The sequence below is a fragment of the Promicromonospora sp. NPDC060204 genome (assembly GCF_042728455.1).
Classification (GTDB): Bacteria; Actinomycetota; Actinomycetes; order Actinomycetales; family Cellulomonadaceae; genus Promicromonospora.
This window is the reverse complement of the sequence record NZ_JBHWZO010000112.1, coordinates 1-19120: the sequence shown is the minus strand read 5'-3', so window position 1 is coordinate 19120 and position 19120 is coordinate 1. Positions and strand designations below refer to the sequence as shown.

The following is a 19120-nucleotide window of genomic DNA, read 5'->3' as shown; positions in this document are numbered from 1 at the left end:
GCGCCAATGGCGCTCCACCCCGCTACGTCAAGACCGAAGAGGCTGGGGTCCTCCCGGGGAATTCAGCTCAGGAAAGACCTCCCAGCAGACCGCCGGTGAGGCCGCTCACGGCACCGCCGGTGAGGCCGCTCACGGCACCGCCGGTGAGGCCGTCCACGGCGCCGGTCACGCCACCGACGGTGTCCTTGACGGCGCCGCCGGCGACGCCCTCGACGGTGCCGGTCACGGTCTTCACGACGGGCTTGGCCACGCCGTCCACGACGACGTCCTTCACGACGGGCTTGGCAACACCCTCGACGACGACGTCCTGCACCAGCGGCTTCGCGACGCCGTCGACGACGGTGTCCTTCACGACCGGCGTCACGACGCCGCCCACCACGTCGCCCTTGACGACGTTGCCGACAACACCGCCGAGCACCACGTCACCGACGACGGGCTTGGCCACGCCGTCCACGACACCCGGCACGACGTCGCCGGTCACGGTGCCGACGGCACCCGGGACGACCGAGCCGGTCACGTTGCCCACGGTCGAGGTGACGCCCGGGACCACGCCGCTCTGCACGGCGCCCACGGCACCCGGCACCACGCCCGTGGCGACCGGCTTGACGACGCCGTCCACGGCGACGTCGCCCACGACCGTCTCGACCGCACCGGCGGCCGGGGTGGTGACCTTGGCGACGAGGCCCGGAACCGAGGCGACGACGCCCGGCACGTTCGAGACGACGCTGTTCACGACGCCGCCCACGCCACCGAGCACGCCCGGCAGGTTGGCCGTCAGGCCGGCGACCGGAGCGGTCACGCCGCCCAGGACGTTCGGCACGTTGCGGATCAGGTCGGCCACGGTGGCCGGGACGCCCTCGACGGCGCCGGTCGCGACGGCGCCCGTCGCGACGCCCGTCACGGTGCCCGTGGCGCTGTTCACGACGTCGCCCTGCAGCACGCCGCCGGCCACGCCGTTCACGACGTCACCCTGCAGCACGCCACCGGCGACGTTGGACACGACACCGCCGGCCACGTTGTTGACGACCCCGCCGGCCACGCCGTTGACGACGTCGCCCTGCAGCACGCCGCCGGTCACGCCGGAGACGACGCCGGTCGCGGTGCCCAGGGCCCCGCCGCCGAGCACGTTGGCCAGGGCGGCCTTGGCGGTGCCGGTCACGCCGGACACGGCCGAGCCGCCGGTCACGCCGCCGACGACCTCGGAGACGACCTGGGGCGCGGCACCCTGGAGGGCGCCCGAGACGAACTGCGCCGGCTCGTAGTTCGGCGCGAGGGCCGTGGTGGGGGCGATGGAGGCGGGCAGCTCGGCCTTCTCGACCACGTCGGTGACGACGCCGGTCGCGGGCAGCGTCCCGGTGAGCTCGCTGAGGTCGATCGAGGTCGACGAGATGGCGGGGAGGCCCGACTTGAGGCCGTCGGCGGTGGTGCCGAGGTCGCCGAGGGAGTCCAGCGGGGAGGCCTCTGCCGCCATGGCCGGCGCGGCCATGGCGGTCGCCGCGGTTGCGATGGCGACGGTCGCGATGGTCCGCGCGCCCGCCGATGCGGTCTTCTTCTTGTGTGCTGCGTGCTTCAAAAGGTGCTCCAGCATCTCGATGCGCAAATGCGCGTTCGGTCCTTGAGCCACCGAACTTAGCCCGCACCCCCGGGTGAATAAAATCACCCTGATCACGATTCGGTAACGATGGGCGAATTGGACCCAGGATGCCAGGCCGCCCGGCATATCCGGACAATCACCACCGGTTGGTTATCGGCGTGCGGGCCGGTTATCGGCGGGAGCGGTGGTCGGCGTCGCGCTGGGTGGACGCCGTCCTCGTCAGGGCCACGGCGCCCTGGACCAGCGCGGCCTCGGCGGCCCGCGCCTCGGCGGTGGCCCGGGCCCGGACGACGACGATCTTGTCGTGCAGCTCGGCGTGCACCCGCTTGCGCACGTCACGGGCGATCACGTCGACGTCGGACTCCTCGGGGGCGGGCTCGCCGCGCAGGGCGAGCTCGTCGGTCAGCCGCGCGACGGCGGCGTCCACCTCGGCCACAACCCGGACCTCCGCCTCGTCGAGCAGGGCGACCACCGCGGCGTCGGCCTCCCGGCCCAGGCGCGTCTCCTCGAAGCGCCGGGCGGCGGAGTCCACGATCCCCTGCGCCTGCGCGACGACGTCGTGCGCGACCGCGGGGGCGTGCGCCTTCAGCGTGGCGAGGTCGTAGAGCAGCACGCCCTCGACGTCGGCCACCTGCGGGTCCACGTCGCGGTGCAGGGCGAGGTCCAGGATCACCAGCGGGCGGGGCTCCGGCTCGTCGCCGGCCCGGTCCGCGGCGCGCTCCCGGGCGCGCACCACCGCGGCGGCGTCGAGCACGTGGCCGAGGCTCGCCTCGGGGCCGGCCTCGCCGGACAGGCCGTGCGGGAGCGCGGTCTGGCCGCCGAAGTTCCCGGCGACGATGGCGCCCAGCTCTTCGGTGCCGGTCAGCTCTCCGTCGGCTCGCGCCGCGAGCGCCCGGCCCCGGGCTCCGCTGCAGCTCACCACGATGTCGGCGTCGGCGAGGGCCTCGACGAGCGAGTCCACCGGCCGCACGCCGTGCGACTCCGCGAAGACCTCGGCGCGGCCGGACTGCGAGTAGACGGAGATGTCCTCGCAGCCGCGGGCCCGCAGGGCCGCGACGGAGGCGCCCGCGTACGAGCCGGTGCCGATCAGCACGGCGCGTGCCCCGTCCCAGGGAGGCAGCTCGCTCTCGGCGAGGTCCAGGGCGAGCGCGACGACGGACCGGCCCGCAGCGCCGAGCTCCGTGTCCGTGCCGACCCGCTTGGAGGTGCGCGACGCCGTCTGGAACAGGAGCTCCAGGGTCTTGGACGTGGTCTCCTGCTCGCGGGCGATCGCCAGCGAGCGCTTCACCTGGCCGGCGATCTCGCGCTCGCCCACGACCATCGCGTCCAGGCCCGACGCCACGGCGAACAGGTGCTCCGTGACCTCCGGGCCGGTGCGGACGGTGAAGCTGCGGGCGGCGACGTCGCCGGTGACGCCCGACGCGTGGGCCACGAGCTCGGCCACGTGGCGCGTCGCGTGCCGGATGCTGTCGCCGCTCAGCGGCGCGTCGACGTCGAGATAGAGCTCGAAGCGGTTGCACGTAGAGATCACCACGGCACCCGCGACGGGGCCGCACGTGCCCACGACGACACGACCCACTGACGACGAACCCGTGGACAGGCGCTCCAGCGCGTCGAGATCGAGCTCGCGGTGGCTGGCGGTGAGGGAGAGGAGAACCACAGTGCTCCAACTTTATGCACCACGGCCGGGCAGGGCAGAATCGTGAAGCGTGAAGTCCACCACGATCAGCCCTGCTCACCCGCTCGCCGACGGGCGGACCTCCGCCGCTCCCCTTGTCCGGGCGCTCCGGGGTGAACGTCCTGGTCGCACGCCTGTCTGGTTCATGCGGCAGGCGGGTCGCTCCCTGCCCGAGTACCGCGAGGTCCGCAAGGGCACCGGCATGCTGGAGTCCTGCCTGCGGCCAGACCTCGCGTCCGAGATCACACTCCAGCCCGTGCGCCGGCACGGCGTGGACGCCGCCGTCTTCTTCTCCGACATCGTGGTGCCGCTCAAGCTGGCCGGCGTCGGCGTGGACATCCAGGCGGGGGTCGGTCCGGTCATGGACCAGCCGTACCGCACGGCCGACGACGTCGCCCGGCTCACCGCGCGCAGCCTCGACGACGCGGCCCTCGAGCCGATCCGGGAGGCCGTCGCGCTGACCGTCGCCGAGCTCGGGTCGACGCCGCTCCTGGGCTTCGGCGGCGCCCCGTTCACGCTCGCGGCCTACCTGGTCGAGGGCCGGCCGTCGCGCGACCACCTCGCCGCGCGCACCCTGATGCACGCCGACCCCGCCACGTGGGACGCCCTCGTGACGTGGACCGCCGACCTCACCGGCACGTTCCTGCGGGCCCAGGTCGAGGCAGGCGCCAGCGCCGTCCAGCTCTTCGACTCCTGGGCCGGGTCGCTCTCGCTCGCGGACTACACGGCGCACGTCGCCGCGTCGTCGACCCGCGCGCTGTCCTACGTGGCGGACGCCGGCGTGCCGGCCATCCACTTCGGTACCGGCACCGGGCACCTGCTGCCCGCGATGCGCACGGTCCTGGTCGACGCCGGCCTGACGGACCACGCGGTCGGCGTCGACTACCGGACGCCGCTCGACGAGGCCGCCGCCCTGCTGCCCGGCGTTCCCCTGCAGGGGAACATCGACCCCGCGCTGCTGGCCGCGCCGTGGCCGGTGCTGGAGGCGCACGTGCGCGACGTCGTCTCCCGTGGCCTCAAGGCGCCCGGCCACGTGGTCAACCTGGGCCACGGCGTCCCCCCGGAGACGGACCCGACGGTGCTGACCCGCGTGGTCGAGCTGGTCCACTCGTTGTGACGCCCTCGGCCGGTCGGTCCGGTGCGGCGGAGGCCGACGCCGTCGTCGTCGGCGCCGGGATCGGCGGGCTCGTCGCCGCACACACGCTCGCCGGGCGCGGGCTGCGCGTCGTCGTGCTGGAGGCCGGCGAGCGGGCCGGCGGGCCGATCCGCGGCGGGGCGTTCGCGTCGCTGCCGGACGTGCCGCTGGACCTCGGGGCGGAGTCGTTCGCGGTGCGGGGCGGGGCCGTGGAACGGCTCGTGGCCGAGCTGGGGCTGACCGTCGAGGCACCCGCCGGGCTCTCCGCCTGGGGTTATGCCGCCGGCCGGGCGTTCCCGCTGCCCGCGGCCGGTGTGCTGGGCATCCCCTCGCGGCCGTGGGCCTCCGACGTGCGGCGCGCGATCGGCTGGCCCGGCGTGCTGCGCGGCTCGCTGGACCGGGTGCTGCCCGCGCGGCTCGTCGACCCGACCGACCTCGGCACCCTCGCACGGTCCCGACTCGGCTCCCGGGTGGCGGACCGGCTCGTCACCCCGGTCGCCGCGGGCGTGCACTCGGCGCCGCTCGACCGGCTCGACGTCGCCGCCGTCGCGCCCGGGCTGCTGGACGCGTACGCACGGACCGGGTCCCTGTCGCGGGCCGTGGCGTCGCTGCGGGCCGCGGCGCCCCCCGGGTCCGCGGTGCGCGGGATCGACGGCGGCGTCCACGCCCTGGTGGACGCGCTGGTGGACAGGCTGGACGTCCGGTTCGGCACGCGGGTCGAGGGCGTGGAGCGGGCCGACGGCGACGCCTGGCTGGTCCGCACGGCCGACGGCGGGGTGCTCCGCACGCCCCGCATGGTCCTGGCGACGCCCGCCACCGGCGAGATCGGTCGGTCGCACCGAGACCGGTCCATCGATGGACCGATCTCAACGCAACCGACCGATCTCGCTGCCGCCGGGCACAGGAAGGTTCTGGAGCCGCCCGCGCCGCCCGAGCGCGGCGCGGACATCCGGCTGGCGGCGCTGCTCGTGGACGCGCCCGAGCTGGACACCGCCCCGCGCGGCTCGGGGATGCTCGTGGCCCCGGACACGGCGGCGGGCGGTGTGCGGGCCAAGGCGCTGACCCACGCGACGGCCAAGTGGCCGTGGCTCGCGCGCCGGGTGCGCGCCGCCGCGGGACCGGGCGTGCACGTGGTGCGGCTCAGCTACGGCCGCATGGGCGAGCCGACGCCGCAGCCCACCGCCGAGGAGGCCGCCCGCGACGCGTCGGCGCTGCTCGGGGTGGACCTGACCGACCGGGTGCGCGAGGTGCTGCACCAGCGCTGGGACGGCGCGCTGCCCCCGCCCACGCCGGCCTACCGGGCCGCCGTCCGCGAGTACGAGGCGGCGGTGCTGGCCCAGCCCGGCCTCGACGTCACGGGCGGCTGGATCGCCGGGACAGGTCTGGCCGCGATCGTCGCGCACGCGGGACGAACGGCCGAGCGCCTGGGCGACGAGGGCTGAGGGGTCCCGAAGGGCTCAACCCCGCGAGAGCCGCTGGGCGTAGGCGTCCAGGACACGCAGGATCCCCGCGTGCTGCCAGACCCGGTTGCGCCGCAGGCCGGTACGTTCCTCCAGCACTCCTGCCTCGGTGAGCTGGCTCAGCGCGCGCTGAGCCGTCGTGTCGTTCATGTCGTGCCGGTCGACGAGGAAACGGGCGTTGACGACGGGCTGCGCCACCAGGCACGGGAGCACCTTCCACGCGGACGCCTGCCGGCGGAGACCCGCCAGGTCCTGACGAGACACATCCACCTGGTTCGCGAGCTCGTCGACGAGCTCCGAGCCCGACGCCGCAGCGAACCGGCACGCCGCAGCGAATCTCTCGACGATCGGTCGGGCGTCGCCCTGCCGGAAGGCACCCAGGGCGTCGAAGTACTCCTCGGTCTGGATGAGCAGGCCGGCCGAGACCGGCGCAGTGGTGTGCGTGACCACGCCCTTCGCCTTGAGGATCGCGTGCACGACGGCACGGCCGGTACGGCCGTTCCCGTCGCTGAACGGGTGGATGGTCTCGAACTGGGCGTGCGCGACAGCCGCCTGGACCAGCACAGGAAGATCGTCCCGGTGCATGAAGCGGACCAGGTCCGCCATCGCGCCGGAGACGAGCTCTGCCTGCGGCGCGACGTGCTGGGCGCCACGCGGGGAGACGCTCGTCGAGCCCACCCAGACCAGCCCCGAGCGGTACTTTCCCGCATGGTCTTCCCAGCCACGTTGCCGGGACAGCAGCTCGGCGTGCATCGCGAGCATCGCGTCCTCGTCGAGCCGGTCCGCGAGGGCGAGCGCCGCCTCCATGGCCCGGACGTTCGCCACCACCACCCGGGCGTTGTCGCTGTTCGACTGGTCCAGCTCCGCGAGCGCCAGCTGCCGCGCACCGACCGTGAGGTTCTCGATCTGCGACGACGACGTCGACTCGGTCCGCAGCAGGATGGAGCTCATCGGGCCCAGCGTCGGGTTGTCGGCCCCGAGACGCCCTCGCGCATAGGCGTCGAACCCGGCGAGGGCGGCCGCGGCCTCCTCGATGTCCGCCCCGAGGTCGGCCGGCAGGTGCGGCGCATACTCCGCGATCCGCGTCGGGATCGTCGACTCGTACTCCCCTGAGGCCGCGGCGAGCTGACCGCGACTGACCAGGCCGTTGTCCTCCGCGACCCAGTAGTGCTCGTCCCGGCCGACGGGTGCGATGGCGAGGGGCTCGGAAAGTGTGACCACGCACTACACCTTACTAACAGTTTCTCGAAAACTGTTAGTAAGGAGGTGCACTTGCTCGCACTTTCTCCGGGCGCGCCGAGACCGTTCTGACAGCACGCCACCAACCCTGTGAAATCCGCCCATCGGGCACCTTCTGGTTTCCTCCCGGCGGGGGTTCGGGTGGAGACTGGGTTGGTGACCCCGACCCCCCTGTCCGTCAGCACCCCTGGAAGCGCCCCGGGCGACGCCACGCCGATCCGCCTCGGGACCCGCGCGAGCGCCCTCGCCACGACCCAGAGCGGTCTGGTGGCCAAGCGGCTGGAGGAGCTGACCGGCCGACCGGTCGAGCTGGTGCACATCAAGACCGAGGGCGACGTGAAGACGGGGAGCCTCGCGAGCCTCGGCGGCACCGGCGTCTTCGTGACCGCGCTGCGCGAGGCGCTGCTGGACGGCCGCTGCGACGTCGCCGTCCACTCCCTCAAGGACCTGCCGACCACCCCCGCGCCCGGCCTCACCTTCGTGACGCCCGAGCGCGAGGACCCGCGTGACGCCCTGTGCGCACGGGACGGCCTCACCCTCGCGACGCTCCCGCACGGGGGGCGCGTGGGCACCGGCTCGCCGCGGCGGGCCGCCCAGATCCGCGCGGCCCGGCCCGACCTGGACGTCGTCGACATCCGCGGCAACGTGGGCACGCGGCTCAACCGCGCGCTCGGGCCCGACGCCGACCTCGACGCCGTCGTGCTCGCCTACGCCGGGCTGTCGCGCCTGGGCCGCACCGACGTGATCAGCGAGGTGCTCGACGTCGACGTCGTGGCCCCCGCCCCCGGACAGGGCGCGCTCGCCGTGGAGGTGCGCACCGCGGACATCGTCTCCGACCCCGCCACGGGCCGGGCCCCCGCGCCCGACCTCGCCGAGGCGATCCACCTGCTCGACCACCGGCCGACCCGCCTCGCGGTGCTCGCCGAGCGTTCGGTGCTGGCCCGGCTGGAGGCCGGCTGCGCGGCTCCGGTCGGTGCGCACGCGACGGTGACGGGCTCGGTGCTGCGCCTGCGGTCCGTCGTGGCCGCCGTCGACGGCTCGGAGCAGATGTCGCGCGGCGGGGAGGCCTCGCTGTCGCAGGACGTCGCGCCCGAGGCGCTCGACGCCGCCGCCCGCACGCTGGGCGTCGCCGTGGCCGAGAACCTGCTGGCCGACGGCGCCGAGCAGCTCGCACCGCTGAGTGCGACCGTCCCGGAGAAGGCGTGACCGAGCCGGTCCCCCCTGCGGTCGCTCCCCCGGGCTCGGCCGGCCCTGCCGGATCCTCCGACGGCCCCGGAACGACTACCGGACACCGTGCCGGGCAGCCCGCCGTGCTGGTCGCACGTGCCCCGGAGCGCTCCGCCGGGCTCCTCGCCCTGCTCCGTGAGCGCGGGCTGGACCCGATCGCGGCCCCGGTGATCGAGCGGGCACCGGTCGAGGACCCGGCCGAGCTCGACGCCGCCCGCGAGCGCGTGCTCGCCGGCGCCTACGACTGGGTCGCGATCACCAGCGTGAACGCCGTGGACGCCCTGCTCGGCCCGGCACCGGCCGCTTCCGACACACCCCGCGCCGAGTCAGCCCGGTGGGCCGCCGTCGGCCCCGCGACCGAGCGAGCGCTGGCCGCGCACGGTCTCGCGATCGACCTCGTGCCGCAAACCGCGACCGGGGCCGGGCTCGCCGCCGCGTTCCCCGAGGCGCCCGACGGCCCGGGCCCGGCCGGCCACACGCACCGCGTCCTGCTGCCGCTCGGCGACCTCGCGTCCGACACGCTGCGGGCCGGCCTCGTCGCCAAGGGCTGGGCCGTCGACGTGGTGACCGCCTACCGGACGGTCGCGCGCGAGCTGCCCGCCGAGCTGCGCGGCCCGTACGACGTCGTCGTGGTCGCCTCGGGCTCGGCGGCCCGCCAGGTGGCGGCCCAGCTGGGCCCGCAGCGGGTGGTCGCGATCGGGGAGCCGTCGGCCCGCGCGGCCGGCGACGTCGGGCACACGGTGCTCGCCGTGGCCGCCACACCCACGGACGAGGCCCTGGCCGACGCCGTGACCGAAGCCCTCGTCAGAACCTGACCTGTCAGACGTACAGGTCACCCTGGTGACCTGTACGTCTGACACCACAACGAGAGAGAAGGACATCGTGAGCTCCTCCGGGATCGTGTACCGGCCGCGCCGTCTGCGCGCCACGCCGGGCATGCGCCGTCTGGTCGCAGAGACCCGCTTGCACCCCGCCGACCTGGTGCTGCCGCTCTTCGTCAAGGAGGGCCTGACCGAGCCGGCGCCGCTGGCGAGCATGCCCGGGCAGGTGCAGCACACCGAGGAGTCCCTGGTCGAGGCCGTGCGCGCCGCGCGGGACGCGGGCCTGGGCGGCGTCATGCTGTTCGGCATCCCCACCGTGAAGGACGCGAGCGGCTCGCAGGCCGACGCCCCCGACGGCATCCTGCAGCGCGCCCTGCGTGCTTCGCGCGCCGCGCTGGACGAGGGCCTCGCCCCCGGCGCGCCCACGCCGGTGCTCATGGCCGACACCTGCCTCGACGAGTTCACCGACCACGGGCACTGCGGCGTGCTCACGTCCACAGGGGCTGTGGACAACGACGCGACCCTGATCCGCTACGCCTCCATGGCGGTGGCGCAGGCCAAGGCCGGGGCCGACGTGATCTCGCCGTCCGGCATGATGGACGGCCAGGTCGCGATGATCCGGGACGCGCTGGACGACGCCGGCTTCGCCGACACGAGCATCCTCGCCTACAGCGCCAAGTACGCGAGCGCGTACTACGGCCCGTTCCGCGAGGCCGTGGACTCGGAGCTGAAGGGCGACCGCAAGACCTACCAGATGGACCCCGCGAACGGCCGCGAGGGCCTGCGCGAGGCCGACCTGGACCTCGCCGAGGGCGCCGACCTCGTGATGGTCAAGCCCGCCGGGTCGTACCTGGACGTGCTGCGCGCCGTCGCGGACCGGAGCGACGTGCCCGTGGCCGCGTACCAGGTCTCGGGCGAGTACGCGATGATCGAGGCGGCCGGCGCGAACGGCTGGATCGACCGCGACCGCGCCGTCCTGGAGTCGGTGACGAGCATCAAGCGCGCCGGCGCCGACGTCATCCTCACCTACTGGGCGCTGGAGATCGCGGAGTGGATCAAGTGACCGAACAGAACCGGGACACCGTCGAGGCCCAGGCGCTGCGCCGGGCGCCCGAGGCCAACCACGCGGCGTTCCTGCGCGCGCAGGAAGCGATCCCGGGCGGCGTGAACTCGCCGGTCCGCGCCTACGGCAGCGTGGGCGGCGACCCGCGGTTCCTCGCCTCGGCCCGCGGCCCCTATGTCACCGACGTCGCAGGGCGCGAGTACGTGGACCTGGTCTGCTCGTGGGGCCCCGCCCTGCTCGGGCACGCGCACCCCGACGTCGTCGCCGCCGTGCAGGACGCCGCCGCGCGCGGGCTGTCGTTCGGCGCCCCGACCGTCGCCGAGGTCGAGCTCGCCGAGGAGGTGCGGCGCCGGGTCCCCGCGGCCGAGCGCGTGCGCCTCGTCTCGACGGGCACCGAGGCCACGATGACGGCGATCCGCCTGGCGCGCGGGGTCACCGGCCGGCCGCTCGTGATCAAGTTCGCCGGCTGCTACCACGGGCACATGGACGCGCTGCTGGCCGAGGCCGGCTCCGGGGTCGCGACGCTCGCGCTCCCGGGCTCGGCGGGCGTGACCGAGGCGACGGCGGCCGAGACCCTGGTGCTCCCTTACAACGACCTGGCGGCCGTCGAGGCGGCGTTCGCCCAGCGCGGCTCCGAGATCGCTGCGGTGATCACCGAGGCGTCGCCCGCGAACATGGGGGTGGTGCCGCCCGCCGAGGGCTTCAACGAGGGTCTGCGCCGCATCACGTCGGCGCACGGCGCCCTGTTCATCATGGACGAGGTGCTCACCGGGTTCCGCGTGGGCCCCGCGGGCTGGTGGGGTCTGGAGAACGACGCGATCCGGGCCGCCGGGGGCGAGGGCTACACGCCCGACCTGTTCACGTTCGGCAAGGTCGTCGGCGGCGGCATGCCGGTGGCGGCGCTGGGCGGACCGGCGTCGGTCATGGACCACCTGGCCCCGCTGGGGCCCGTGTACCAGGCGGGCACGCTGTCCGGTAACCCCGTGGCGGTCGCCTCGGGCCTGACGACCCTGCGACTGGCCGACGACGCCGTGTACGCCCGGGTCGACGAGGTCTCGCGCGTGCTGTCGGACGCCGTGGGCGAGGCGCTGACCGCCGCCGGCGTCGAGCACCGCGTGCAGCGCGCGGGCTCGCTGTTCTCGGTGTTCTTCGGGCCGCTGGCCGCGGCGTCGGGCGTGCGCGACTACGCGCAGGCCCAGGCGCAGGAGACGTTCCGCTACACGGCCCTGTTCCACGCGATGCTGGCGGCCGGGGTCAACCTGCCGCCGTCGGTCTTCGAGGCCTGGTTCGTCTCCGCGGCGCACGACGACGCCGCCGTGCAGCGGATCCTGGACGCGCTCCCGGGCGCGGCGCAGGCCGCCGCAGCGGCGACCCCGAGGTAGGAACACCGGACGGGAGACAGGCGAGGCAGGATCCGGTGCACCCGGATCCTGCCCCGCCCCGTCTCCCCGGGGCCCTACCCCGGCAGAGGCCTGTCCGACCGGGGGTCAGGCGGCCTTGATGTAGTTGTTCGGGTTGAGCACGAACTTCTTCGCCGCACCCTCGTCGAACGCGTGGTAGCCCGTCGGCGCCTCCGTCAGGGGGATCGCCTGGGCGTTGACGGCGTCCGCGATGTGCACCTTGTCGTGCAGGATCGCCTCCATCAGGCCGCGGTGGTACTTCATCACCGGGCACTGGCCGGTCGTGAACGCGTGGGACTTGGCCCAGCCGAGCCCCAGTCGCAGGGACAGCGAGCCGACCTTCGCCGCCTCGGTCGCCGCACCCGGGTCGCCCGTGACGTAGAGGCCGGGGATGCCGAGCGCGCCGCCCGCCCGCGTGACCTCCATGAGGGCGTTGAGCACGGCGGCCGGCTGCTCGTTCGACGAGTCGGCGCCGTGCCCGCGGGCCTCGAAGCCGACGGCGTCGACGCCGCAGTCCACCTCGGGCACACCCAGGATCTCGGCGATCTGGTCGCCGATCGGTCCGGCGGCCACGTCGATCGCCTCGCACCCGAACGACCGCGCCTGCTCCAGCCGCTCCTTGTTGAGGTCGCCCACGATCACCACGGCCGCACCGAGCAGGTGCGCCGACGCCGCGGCGGCCAGACCGACGGGCCCGGCCCCGGCGACGTACACCGTGGACCCCACGCCCACCCCGGCGCTCACGCACCCGTGGAAGCCCGTGGGGAAGATGTCGCTGAGCATCGTCAGGTCCATGATCTTCTCGAGGGCCTGGTCCTTGTCCGGGAACTTGAGCGCGTTGAAGTCCGCGTACGGCACCAGCACGTACTCCGCCTGGCCGCCGACCCAGCCGCCCATGTCGACGTACCCGTACGCCGAGCCCGGCCGGTCCGGGTTCACGTTGAGGCAGATGCCGGTCTTGCGCTCCTTGCAGTTGCGACAGCGCCCGCAGGCGATGTTGAACGGCACCGAGACGATGTCACCCACGTCGAGGAACTCGACGTCCGGGCCCTTCTCGACGATCTCGCCGGTGATCTCGTGCCCCAGGATCAGCCCGGGGGGCGCGGTGGTACGGCCGCGGACCATGTGCTGGTCAGAGCCGCAGATGTTGGTGGACACGGTCCGCAGGATCACCCCGTGCGGCACCTTGCGGCCTACGTTGGCCGGGTTGACCCCGGGTCCGTCCCGGAGCTCGAACGTCGGGTAGTCGATGTCGACCACCTCAACCACGCCGGGTTCGCGGTAAGCGACCGCCTTGTTTCCAGGCATGTTGGGTTACCCCTTCCAGGTCATCTTTGAACTGGCTTCGGTCCCTTGTCACGCTACGCCGGGCCCCCGTGACTCTCATCCGCGCCCGCGAACCTCATCCCCTGCGGCACGGGGTGGGGAGTTCTCCCCACAGACGCCTGCCCCGCGCTCTGCCACGCTTCGCTCGCCGCGCGCACGGTGCGCACGGTTCGAGACGAAGGAAAGAAGAGCATGGTCTTCTTCGGCTGGGGCAGCAAGAGCAAGACGGCGCCGCTCGACGCGGGGCGAGCCCTGGTGCTGCGCTACTCGTACGTCCACCTGTTCTGGCTGCTGCGGTTCTCGTGGGGCCTGCAGTACAGCCTGGCGACCGCCACCGAGGCCGGGTGGGCGATGCGCCCGCTGTCGGACGACGAGGCCATGGCGCTGGACGCGCCGAAGCGGCTGAACCTCAACCTCTGGTGGCGGTTCGGCCTGCTCCTGTGGGCTGCCGTGGCCGTCGTCGCCATCGTCGTCGCCAACATCGACGCCGCGATGGGCTGACGGCTCAGGTCGCCGCGGGCAGCTCCTCCGGCCAGGTGAACCACTCGACCGGGATGCTCTGGTCGAGGCGGCGCACCTGGTCCTCGGCGAGGACGCCCGCGGCGAGCAGGCCGCGGGCCACCATCCGCGCGATCAGGCGGGCGCCCGGGGTGTTGAAGTGCGTGTTGTCCTGCCGACCCTCGTAGGTGTTCAGGAAGTACACCTGGGTGCCGTCCGGCCCGAGCTCCTGCCACAGCGCCAGGGTCTGCGCGGTGACGTCGACCAGCGGCACGCCCTCGGCGGCGGCCAGCGCCCGCATCGCGTCCGGGTAGAACCCGTGGGTGGCGACGGCGTTCCCGGCGGCGTCGAACCGGCGGCGCTCTGCCGGGGTCAGCAGCACGGGGCGCGCGCCCCGCTCCCGGGCGCCGTCGAGGTAGCGGCGCAGGTGGGCCGGGTAGCTGGTCCACGGGTCCGTGCCGACCGCGGGGTCGGACTTCTGGTCGTTGTGCCCGAACTGCACGAGCAGCACGTCGCCGGGGCGGACGGCGTCCAGGATCGCGTCCAGGCGCCCCTCGGCGATGAAGCTCTTGGAGCTGCGCCCGTTCATCGCGTGGTTGAGGACCTCGATCCGCGGCGCGACGTACCAGGGCAGGCCCATGCCCCAGCCGGTCTCGGGAAAGACCCCGGCGTACTTCTGGGACGCGGTGGAGTCGCCGGCGAGGAAGATCCGGGGCGCCTGCTGCGCCTGTGCCTTCCGCGTCGCGGCGGGGAGCACCGCGGGCGGCGGCACGGGGGTGTTCGTGGGTGCCGCGCTCGCCGTGAGGGCGAGCGGTCCGGCCGCGGCGAGCGCGGCGAGCAGGAGGCGGCGAGACATCGAAGCGGGCATGCCGACGGGAGGACCTCTCCGGGGGAATCTGGGGTATTCAGGACGAAAGGTATCGGATCTGGTCGCTGAGGACCGCCGACCTCAAGAACCTCAAGGGCGATCCTGAGCAGCCCTTGAGGTTCTTCGGCTGGGCGTTGAGTTCCGGACCGCAGGCTGGGAGCAGCCAGTCAGGCACTCACGGGGAGGCGCGACCATGGCGGAGGTATACGACTTCTGGACCGGCGGGGACGAGCTGGCGGCCGGCGACGGCCGCTCGGCCCGCGACGAAGCCGGGCCCGTGCCCGCCCGGACGCCACGCGTCCTCGCGGCGGACATCCTCGACCAGGGCGTGCTCCGCGACCTCGCCCAGGATCTCGGCGAGCCGACCGCCCGCCGCCTCGCCGAGCAGTACGCCGCCGGCCTCAAGCGGCGCCTCGAGCTCCTCACCGTCGCCGCCTTCGACCGCAGCGGGTACTCCGTGTACGACACGGCCGCCGAGCTGGCCGTGTCGGGCGCCATGGTGGGCGCCGTCGCACTGGCCCGGGCGGCCTGGGCCGTGGCGCAGGACGTGGTGCGGACCCGCACCGTCCCGGAGATCGGGACGCTGGAACGGCTCATGCGCCTGGCGCACGACACCGAGGTCGCGCTGGTCAGACATTCTCGAAGCGGTACCCCAGCCCGCGGACCGTATGGATGAAGCGCGGGCTCGTGGGGCTGTCGCCGAGCTTGCGCCGGACGTTGGCCATGTGCACCTCGACCGTGCGGCGGTCCGCCTCGGTGACGTCGCCGCCGTAACCGTGCTCGTCGGGCCAGAGCAGCCGGGCCAGGTCGCCCTTCGGCACCGGCCGGCCGCGGGCGTCGTGGAGCGCCGCGAGGAGGACGAACTCGGTGCGGGTCAGGTGGACGGGCTCGCCGCCCAGGCGGACCGTGCGGCGGGCGGTGTCGACCTCGAGCCTGCCGTCGCCGCCGTCGGGGCCGGGGGCAGGCCCCTCCTCAGCCGTCGCCGGCGTCGGGACGAGGTGGCCGGACCGGCGCAGGAGCGCGTCGATGCGCGCACGGAGCTCGCGTGGCCGGAACGGCTTGGTGACGTACTCGTCGGCACCGGACTCGAGGCCCATGAGCGTGTCGATCTCGTCGACCCGGGCCGTGAGCATGACGACCACCGTCTCGGAGAAGGTCCGCAACCGGCGCACGACCTCGAACCCGTCGATGTCCGGCAGGGAGACGTCCACGGTGGTCACGACCGGCTTGTGGGCCTTCACCAGCGCGACGCCCTGCGCGCCGGTGGCAGCGGGGTGCACGGTGAACCCGGCCTGCTGCAGCGTGACCTCGATGACCTCACGGATGAGGTCGTCGTCCTCGACCACGACAGCAACGCCCCGCCCCCCAGACTGGTCCATCGGTCGAACGTAGCAACGACCTCGCCCGCGCGCCCGTGGTCGGCACACTTGACTCGCTACCCCCGTGGGGTATCTCATGGACGCATGACCGAGGCGACGGAGACCACCGAGGCGACCGAGGCCGCCACCCCGCACGACGACTCCCTGCACCACGACACGGCCGGTGAACACGACGGGCCGCACGGTTACGCGTCCGACAAGGCCGGCTACCTCAAGCGGATGCGCCGCATCGAGGGGCAGGTTCGCGGCATTGCGCGGATGATCGACGAGGACGTGTACTGCATCGACGTGCTCACCCAGGTCAGCGCCGTGACCAAGGCCCTGCAGGCGGTGAGCCTGGCGCTCGTCGAGGACCACCTGGGACATTGTGTGGTGGACGCGGCCAAGGCGTCCGACGCCGAGGGCGCCGCCAAGGTCCGGGAGGCCTCCGAGGCGATCGCCCGCCTCGTCCGCATGTGAACGCCGCGCAGCCCGTGCACGGCCGGCAGCACCCGCACGTCCAGCACCCGCACGTCCAGCAGCCCACGAACCGAGGAGACGACATGACCACCGTGACCAAGCTCGCCGTGACCGGCATGACCTGTGGGCACTGCGTGTCCGCGGTGACCAACGAGCTGCGGGGCGTGCCGGACGTCCAGGACGTGAGCGTGGAGCTGCACGCCGGTGAGACCTCGCTGGTCCGCGTCATCTCCAAGCTCCCGCTCGCCGAGGCGCCCCTGCGCGACGCCGTGGACGAGGCCGGCTACGACGTGGCCGACGTCGAGGTGCTCGAGAACGCCGTCGCCGCCGAGTCCGCCGCGCAGGCCCCGGGCCGCCAGGCGACGCGCATGCTGCCGATCGTCCCGTCCTGACCCGGACGTACCGCCCCCGTAAGGAGAACCGTGCCTGCCGCTGAGGCCCTGCACCCCCTCGGCGAGGTCGAGCTCGCGGTGTCCGGGATGACCTGCGCCTCGTGCGTCGCCCGGGTCGAGCGCAAGCTCAACCGGCTCGACGGCGTCGCCGCGACCGTGAACCTGCCGCTGGAGTCGGCGCACGTCGTGCTGTCGTCCGAGGTGACCGACCAGGACCTGGTCGACGCCGTCGAGTCCGCCGGCTACGAGGCGCGCGTCACGCGGCGCAGGGGCGCGAACGGCGCCGCCGGGCGGGACGACGCCGTCGGGCGGGACGACGCCGTCGGCGCGCCGGGCTCCGGCCCGGACGACGCGGCCGGGGCCGACGGCGCAACCCCCGCGCCCGGCGCCGAGTACCGCGGCGAGGACCTGCTGCGCCGGCTCCGGGTCTCGGCCGTGCTCACCGTCCCGGTGCTCCTGCTGTCGATGGTCCCCGCGCTGTCCTTCCCGGGCGCCGAGTGGGTGGTCGCCGCCCTGGCGCTGCCCGTCGTCGTGTGGGGCGCCTGGCCGTTCCACGCGGCCGCCGTGCGCGCGGCCCGGCACGCGAGCTCCACGATGGACACGCTGGTGTCGATCGGCGTGGTCGCGGCGACCCTGTGGTCGCTCTTGGTGCTGGTCGCGGACGCCGTCCGGCCCGCGGGACACGGCATGGGGCCTGCGCTGTACTTCGAGGTCGGCGCCGTGGTCACCACGTTCCTGCTGGCCGGCCGGTACGCCGAGCACCGGTCGCGGCGGCGCGCGGGCGACGCCCTGCGCGCCCTGCTCAGCCTGGGCGCCAAGGACGCGGAGCGCATCGCGCTGGGCCCGGACGGCACCCCGCTCCGCCTGCCGGACGGCGGCTGGCGCACCACCGCGGTCCCGGTCGCCGCGCTCCAGGTCGGGGACGTCTTCGCCGTGCGCCCGGGCGGCACCGTCGCCACGGACGGCACGGTGGTGGAGGGCGCCTCGGCGCTCGACACGTCCCTGGTCACCGGCGAGCCGGTGCCGGTGGACGTGACCCCGGGCGACGACGTCGTCGGCGGCACGGTGAGCACCTCGGGGCACCTGCTGGTGCGCGCGACCCGCGTGGGCGAGGACACGATGCTCGCCCGCATCGGACGGCTCGTGGCCCGGGCACAGACGGGCAAGGCCCCCGTCGCCCGGCTCGCCGACCGCATCTCCGCGGTGTTCGTCCCGGTCGTGCTGACCCTGGCCGCGCTCACCCTGGCGGCCTGGCTCGTGCTGACCGGCGACGTCGAGGCGGCCTTCACCGCCGCCGTCGCGGTGCTGATCATCGCGTGCCCCTGCGCTCTGGGGCTGGCCACGCCCACGGCGATCCTGGTCGGCACGGGCCGGGGCGCGCAGCTCGGCGTGCTGATCCGCGGCCCGGAGATCCTGGAGAGCACCCGCCGCGTGGACACCGTGGTGCTCGACAAGACGGGCACGGTCACCGAGGGCCGCATGCGCGTGGTCGACGTGTGGAGCCCCGACCGGAGCCCGGCGATGGCCGGCGTGCGCCGCGCGGCCCCCGGCCACAACGAGGAGCCCGCCCGGCCCGACGACGCCGAGACCGCCGACGACGCGAACCACCTGACCAACGCCCCGGAGGCGCTGCGGTACGCGGCCGCCGTCGAGGCGCTGAGCGAGCACCCGATCGCGCGGGCAGTCGCGGCGGCGGGCCGGGCGGCGGCGGAGCCGGACACCGAGACCCCGCTGGAGGTCACCGGCTTCGTCGCGCACCCGGGCGGCGGCGTCGAGGGCCTGGTCCGGCGTGCGCACGCGGGACTCGCCCCGGACGGCGCGCTGAACACGCGGCGCGTGCTGGTGGGCCGCGCCGACTGGCTCGCCGAGCAGGGGGTGACCGTCTCCGCGGAGGTGCGTGCCGCCGTCGGGCAGCAGGAGGAGGCCGGGGCGACCGCCGTGGTCGTGGCGTGGAACGGCGCCGCGGGCGGCGTGATCGCACTGCGTGACCCGGCGAAGGCGACGTCGGCCACGGCGGTGGCCGAGCTGCGCGAGCTGGGCCTGCGCCCCTACCTGCTGACCGGCGACTCGGCGGGAGCGGCGCTCGTGGCCGCGCGCGCCGTGGGCATCCCCGACGCGGACGTGGTCTCGCGCGTGCTGCCCGCCGAGAAGGCCGCGGTCGTGGCCAGGCTGCAGGCCGAGGGACGCACCGTGGCGATGGTGGGCGACGGCGTGAACGACGCCGCCGCCCTGGCCACGGCGGACCTGGGCCTCGCGATGGGCACCGGCACCGACGTGGCGATCGAGGCCGGCGACATCACGCTGGTCCGGGGCGACCTGCGGGCCGCCGCGAGCGCCGTCCGCCTGTCCCGGAAGACCCTGCGGGTGATCAAGCAGAACCTGTTCTGGGCGTTCGCGTACAACGTCGCGGCGCTCCCGCTCGCGGCGGCTGGGCTGCTGAGCCCGATGGTCGCGGGCGCGGCGATGGCGGCGAGCTCGGTCCTGGTGGTCGCGAACTCCCTCCGCCTCCGCCGCGCCTCCTGACTCCCTCGTTGAGTGCTGGGTATTTGCGGCTTCCAAGGCTGGAAAGCCGCAAATACCC

The 19120-nt window shown here is 74.4% G+C and carries 17 protein-coding genes; 11 read left to right on the top strand and 6 right to left on the bottom strand.

Annotated features, from left to right (window positions below; all coding sequences use genetic code 11):
• Positions 1-67: 67 nt before the first annotated feature.
• Both ACFWEJ_RS15470 and ACFWEJ_RS15465 read right to left on the bottom strand, forming a co-directional pair.
• Positions 68-1573, bottom strand: coding sequence for a hypothetical protein (locus ACFWEJ_RS15470; protein WP_377230093.1), 1506 nt, complete (start codon positions 1571-1573; stop codon positions 68-70).
• A 190-nt stretch (positions 1574-1763) separates the two neighbouring features.
• Positions 1764-3254 carry a glutamyl-tRNA reductase gene (locus ACFWEJ_RS15465; RefSeq protein WP_377230092.1) on the bottom strand — a complete coding sequence of 497 codons (1491 nt, stop codon included), beginning with the start codon at positions 3252-3254 and terminating at the stop codon, positions 1764-1766.
• A 49-nt stretch (positions 3255-3303) separates the two neighbouring features.
• Here ACFWEJ_RS15465 and hemE point away from each other — a divergent pair, with 49 nt between their 5' ends.
• The gene (gene hemE, locus ACFWEJ_RS15460; protein ID WP_377230091.1) at positions 3304-4389 is read left to right on the top strand and encodes a uroporphyrinogen decarboxylase; all 1086 of its coding nucleotides are present in this window, start codon (positions 3304-3306) and stop codon (positions 4387-4389) included.
• Entirely contained in the window at positions 4386-5849 is a 1464-nt protein-coding gene (locus ACFWEJ_RS15455) for a protoporphyrinogen/coproporphyrinogen oxidase (protein ID WP_377230090.1), read from the top strand. Before hemE ends, ACFWEJ_RS15455 begins: the two co-directional genes overlap by 4 nt.
• A 15-nt stretch (positions 5850-5864) precedes the next feature.
• On the opposite strand, the gene ACFWEJ_RS15450 is transcribed toward ACFWEJ_RS15455, so the two are convergent.
• Entirely contained in the window at positions 5865-7088 is a 1224-nt protein-coding gene (locus ACFWEJ_RS15450) for a Fic family protein (protein WP_377230089.1), read from the bottom strand.
• 174 nt (positions 7089-7262) lie between these two features.
• Here ACFWEJ_RS15450 and hemC point away from each other — a divergent pair, with 174 nt between their 5' ends.
• From hemC to hemL, 4 genes are all read left to right on the top strand, one after another.
• On the top strand, positions 7263-8312 hold the full coding sequence (hemC, locus tag ACFWEJ_RS15445) for a hydroxymethylbilane synthase (RefSeq protein WP_377230088.1): 1050 nt from the start codon (positions 7263-7265) through the stop codon (positions 8310-8312).
• A gap of 104 nt (positions 8313-8416) precedes the next feature.
• A complete protein-coding gene (locus tag ACFWEJ_RS15440) occupies positions 8417-9148 on the top strand; it encodes a uroporphyrinogen-III synthase (RefSeq protein ID WP_377230087.1) in 732 nt (243 codons plus the stop codon).
• 121 nt (positions 9149-9269) lie between these two features.
• On the top strand, positions 9270-10217 hold the full coding sequence (gene hemB, locus ACFWEJ_RS15435; protein ID WP_377230094.1) for a porphobilinogen synthase: 948 nt from the start codon (positions 9270-9272) through the stop codon (positions 10215-10217).
• Positions 10214-11599, top strand: coding sequence for a glutamate-1-semialdehyde 2,1-aminomutase (gene hemL / locus ACFWEJ_RS15430; protein WP_377230086.1), 1386 nt, complete (start codon positions 10214-10216; stop codon positions 11597-11599). The genes hemB and hemL overlap by 4 nt, the downstream gene beginning before the upstream one ends.
• A gap of 105 nt (positions 11600-11704) precedes the next feature.
• Here hemL and fdhA read toward each other — a convergent pair whose 3' ends face one another.
• Entirely contained in the window at positions 11705-12925 is a 1221-nt protein-coding gene (fdhA, locus tag ACFWEJ_RS15425; RefSeq protein ID WP_377230085.1) for a formaldehyde dehydrogenase, glutathione-independent, read from the bottom strand.
• A 210-nt stretch (positions 12926-13135) separates the two neighbouring features.
• Between fdhA and ACFWEJ_RS15420 the strand changes: the two genes are divergently transcribed.
• Complete coding sequence (locus ACFWEJ_RS15420; protein ID WP_377230084.1) at positions 13136-13444, top strand: hypothetical protein; 309 nt, start codon at positions 13136-13138, stop codon at positions 13442-13444.
• A gap of 4 nt (positions 13445-13448) precedes the next feature.
• Here ACFWEJ_RS15420 and ACFWEJ_RS15415 read toward each other — a convergent pair whose 3' ends face one another.
• On the bottom strand, positions 13449-14297 hold the full coding sequence (locus ACFWEJ_RS15415; RefSeq protein WP_377230083.1) for a rhamnogalacturonan acetylesterase: 849 nt from the start codon (positions 14295-14297) through the stop codon (positions 13449-13451).
• Positions 14298-14502: 205 nt separating this feature from the next.
• Here ACFWEJ_RS15415 and ACFWEJ_RS15410 point away from each other — a divergent pair, with 205 nt between their 5' ends.
• Positions 14503-14985: a hypothetical protein gene (locus ACFWEJ_RS15410; RefSeq protein WP_377230082.1), complete on the top strand. Its 483-nt coding sequence runs from the start codon at positions 14503-14505 to the stop codon at positions 14983-14985.
• Here the strand turns inward: ACFWEJ_RS15410 and ACFWEJ_RS15405 are convergent.
• Entirely contained in the window at positions 14939-15688 is a 750-nt protein-coding gene (locus ACFWEJ_RS15405; RefSeq protein WP_377230081.1) for a response regulator transcription factor, read from the bottom strand. The two genes, ACFWEJ_RS15410 and ACFWEJ_RS15405, sit on opposite strands and share 47 nt — an antisense overlap.
• An 84-nt stretch (positions 15689-15772) precedes the next feature.
• On the opposite strand from ACFWEJ_RS15405, the gene ACFWEJ_RS15400 reads away from it, so the two are divergent.
• The 3 genes from ACFWEJ_RS15400 to ACFWEJ_RS15390 all read left to right on the top strand — a co-directional run bounded on the left by ACFWEJ_RS15400 (position 15773) and on the right by ACFWEJ_RS15390 (position 19062).
• Positions 15773-16147 carry a metal-sensitive transcriptional regulator gene (locus ACFWEJ_RS15400; RefSeq protein WP_377230080.1) on the top strand — a complete coding sequence of 125 codons (375 nt, stop codon included), beginning with the start codon at positions 15773-15775 and terminating at the stop codon, positions 16145-16147.
• Positions 16148-16230: 83 nt separating this feature from the next.
• The gene (locus tag ACFWEJ_RS15395; RefSeq protein ID WP_377230079.1) at positions 16231-16539 is read left to right on the top strand and encodes a heavy-metal-associated domain-containing protein; all 309 of its coding nucleotides are present in this window, start codon (positions 16231-16233) and stop codon (positions 16537-16539) included.
• A 30-nt stretch (positions 16540-16569) separates the two neighbouring features.
• A complete protein-coding gene (locus ACFWEJ_RS15390; RefSeq protein ID WP_377230078.1) occupies positions 16570-19062 on the top strand; it encodes a heavy metal translocating P-type ATPase in 2493 nt (830 codons plus the stop codon).
• The last annotated feature ends 58 nt before the right edge of the window (positions 19063-19120 follow it).

Bases quoted from the DNA above. Each gene is read 5' to 3' on its own strand.
- hemB (WP_377230094.1), top strand. From the start codon at position 9,270: ATGCGCCGTCTGGTCGCAGAGACCCGCTTGCACCCCGCCGACCTGGTG.
- fdhA (WP_377230085.1), bottom strand. From the start codon at position 12,925: ATGCCTGGAAACAAGGCGGTCGCTTACCGCGAACCCGGCGTGGTTGAG.
- ACFWEJ_RS15420 (WP_377230084.1), top strand. From the start codon at position 13,136: ATGGTCTTCTTCGGCTGGGGCAGCAAGAGCAAGACGGCGCCGCTCGAC.
- ACFWEJ_RS15415 (WP_377230083.1), bottom strand. From the start codon at position 14,297: ATGTCTCGCCGCCTCCTGCTCGCCGCGCTCGCCGCGGCCGGACCGCTC.
- ACFWEJ_RS15410 (WP_377230082.1), top strand. From the start codon at position 14,503: ATGGCGGAGGTATACGACTTCTGGACCGGCGGGGACGAGCTGGCGGCC.
- ACFWEJ_RS15405 (WP_377230081.1), bottom strand. From the start codon at position 15,688: ATGGACCAGTCTGGGGGGCGGGGCGTTGCTGTCGTGGTCGAGGACGAC.
- ACFWEJ_RS15400 (WP_377230080.1), top strand. From the start codon at position 15,773: ATGACCGAGGCGACGGAGACCACCGAGGCGACCGAGGCCGCCACCCCG.
- ACFWEJ_RS15395 (WP_377230079.1), top strand. From the start codon at position 16,231: ATGACCACCGTGACCAAGCTCGCCGTGACCGGCATGACCTGTGGGCAC.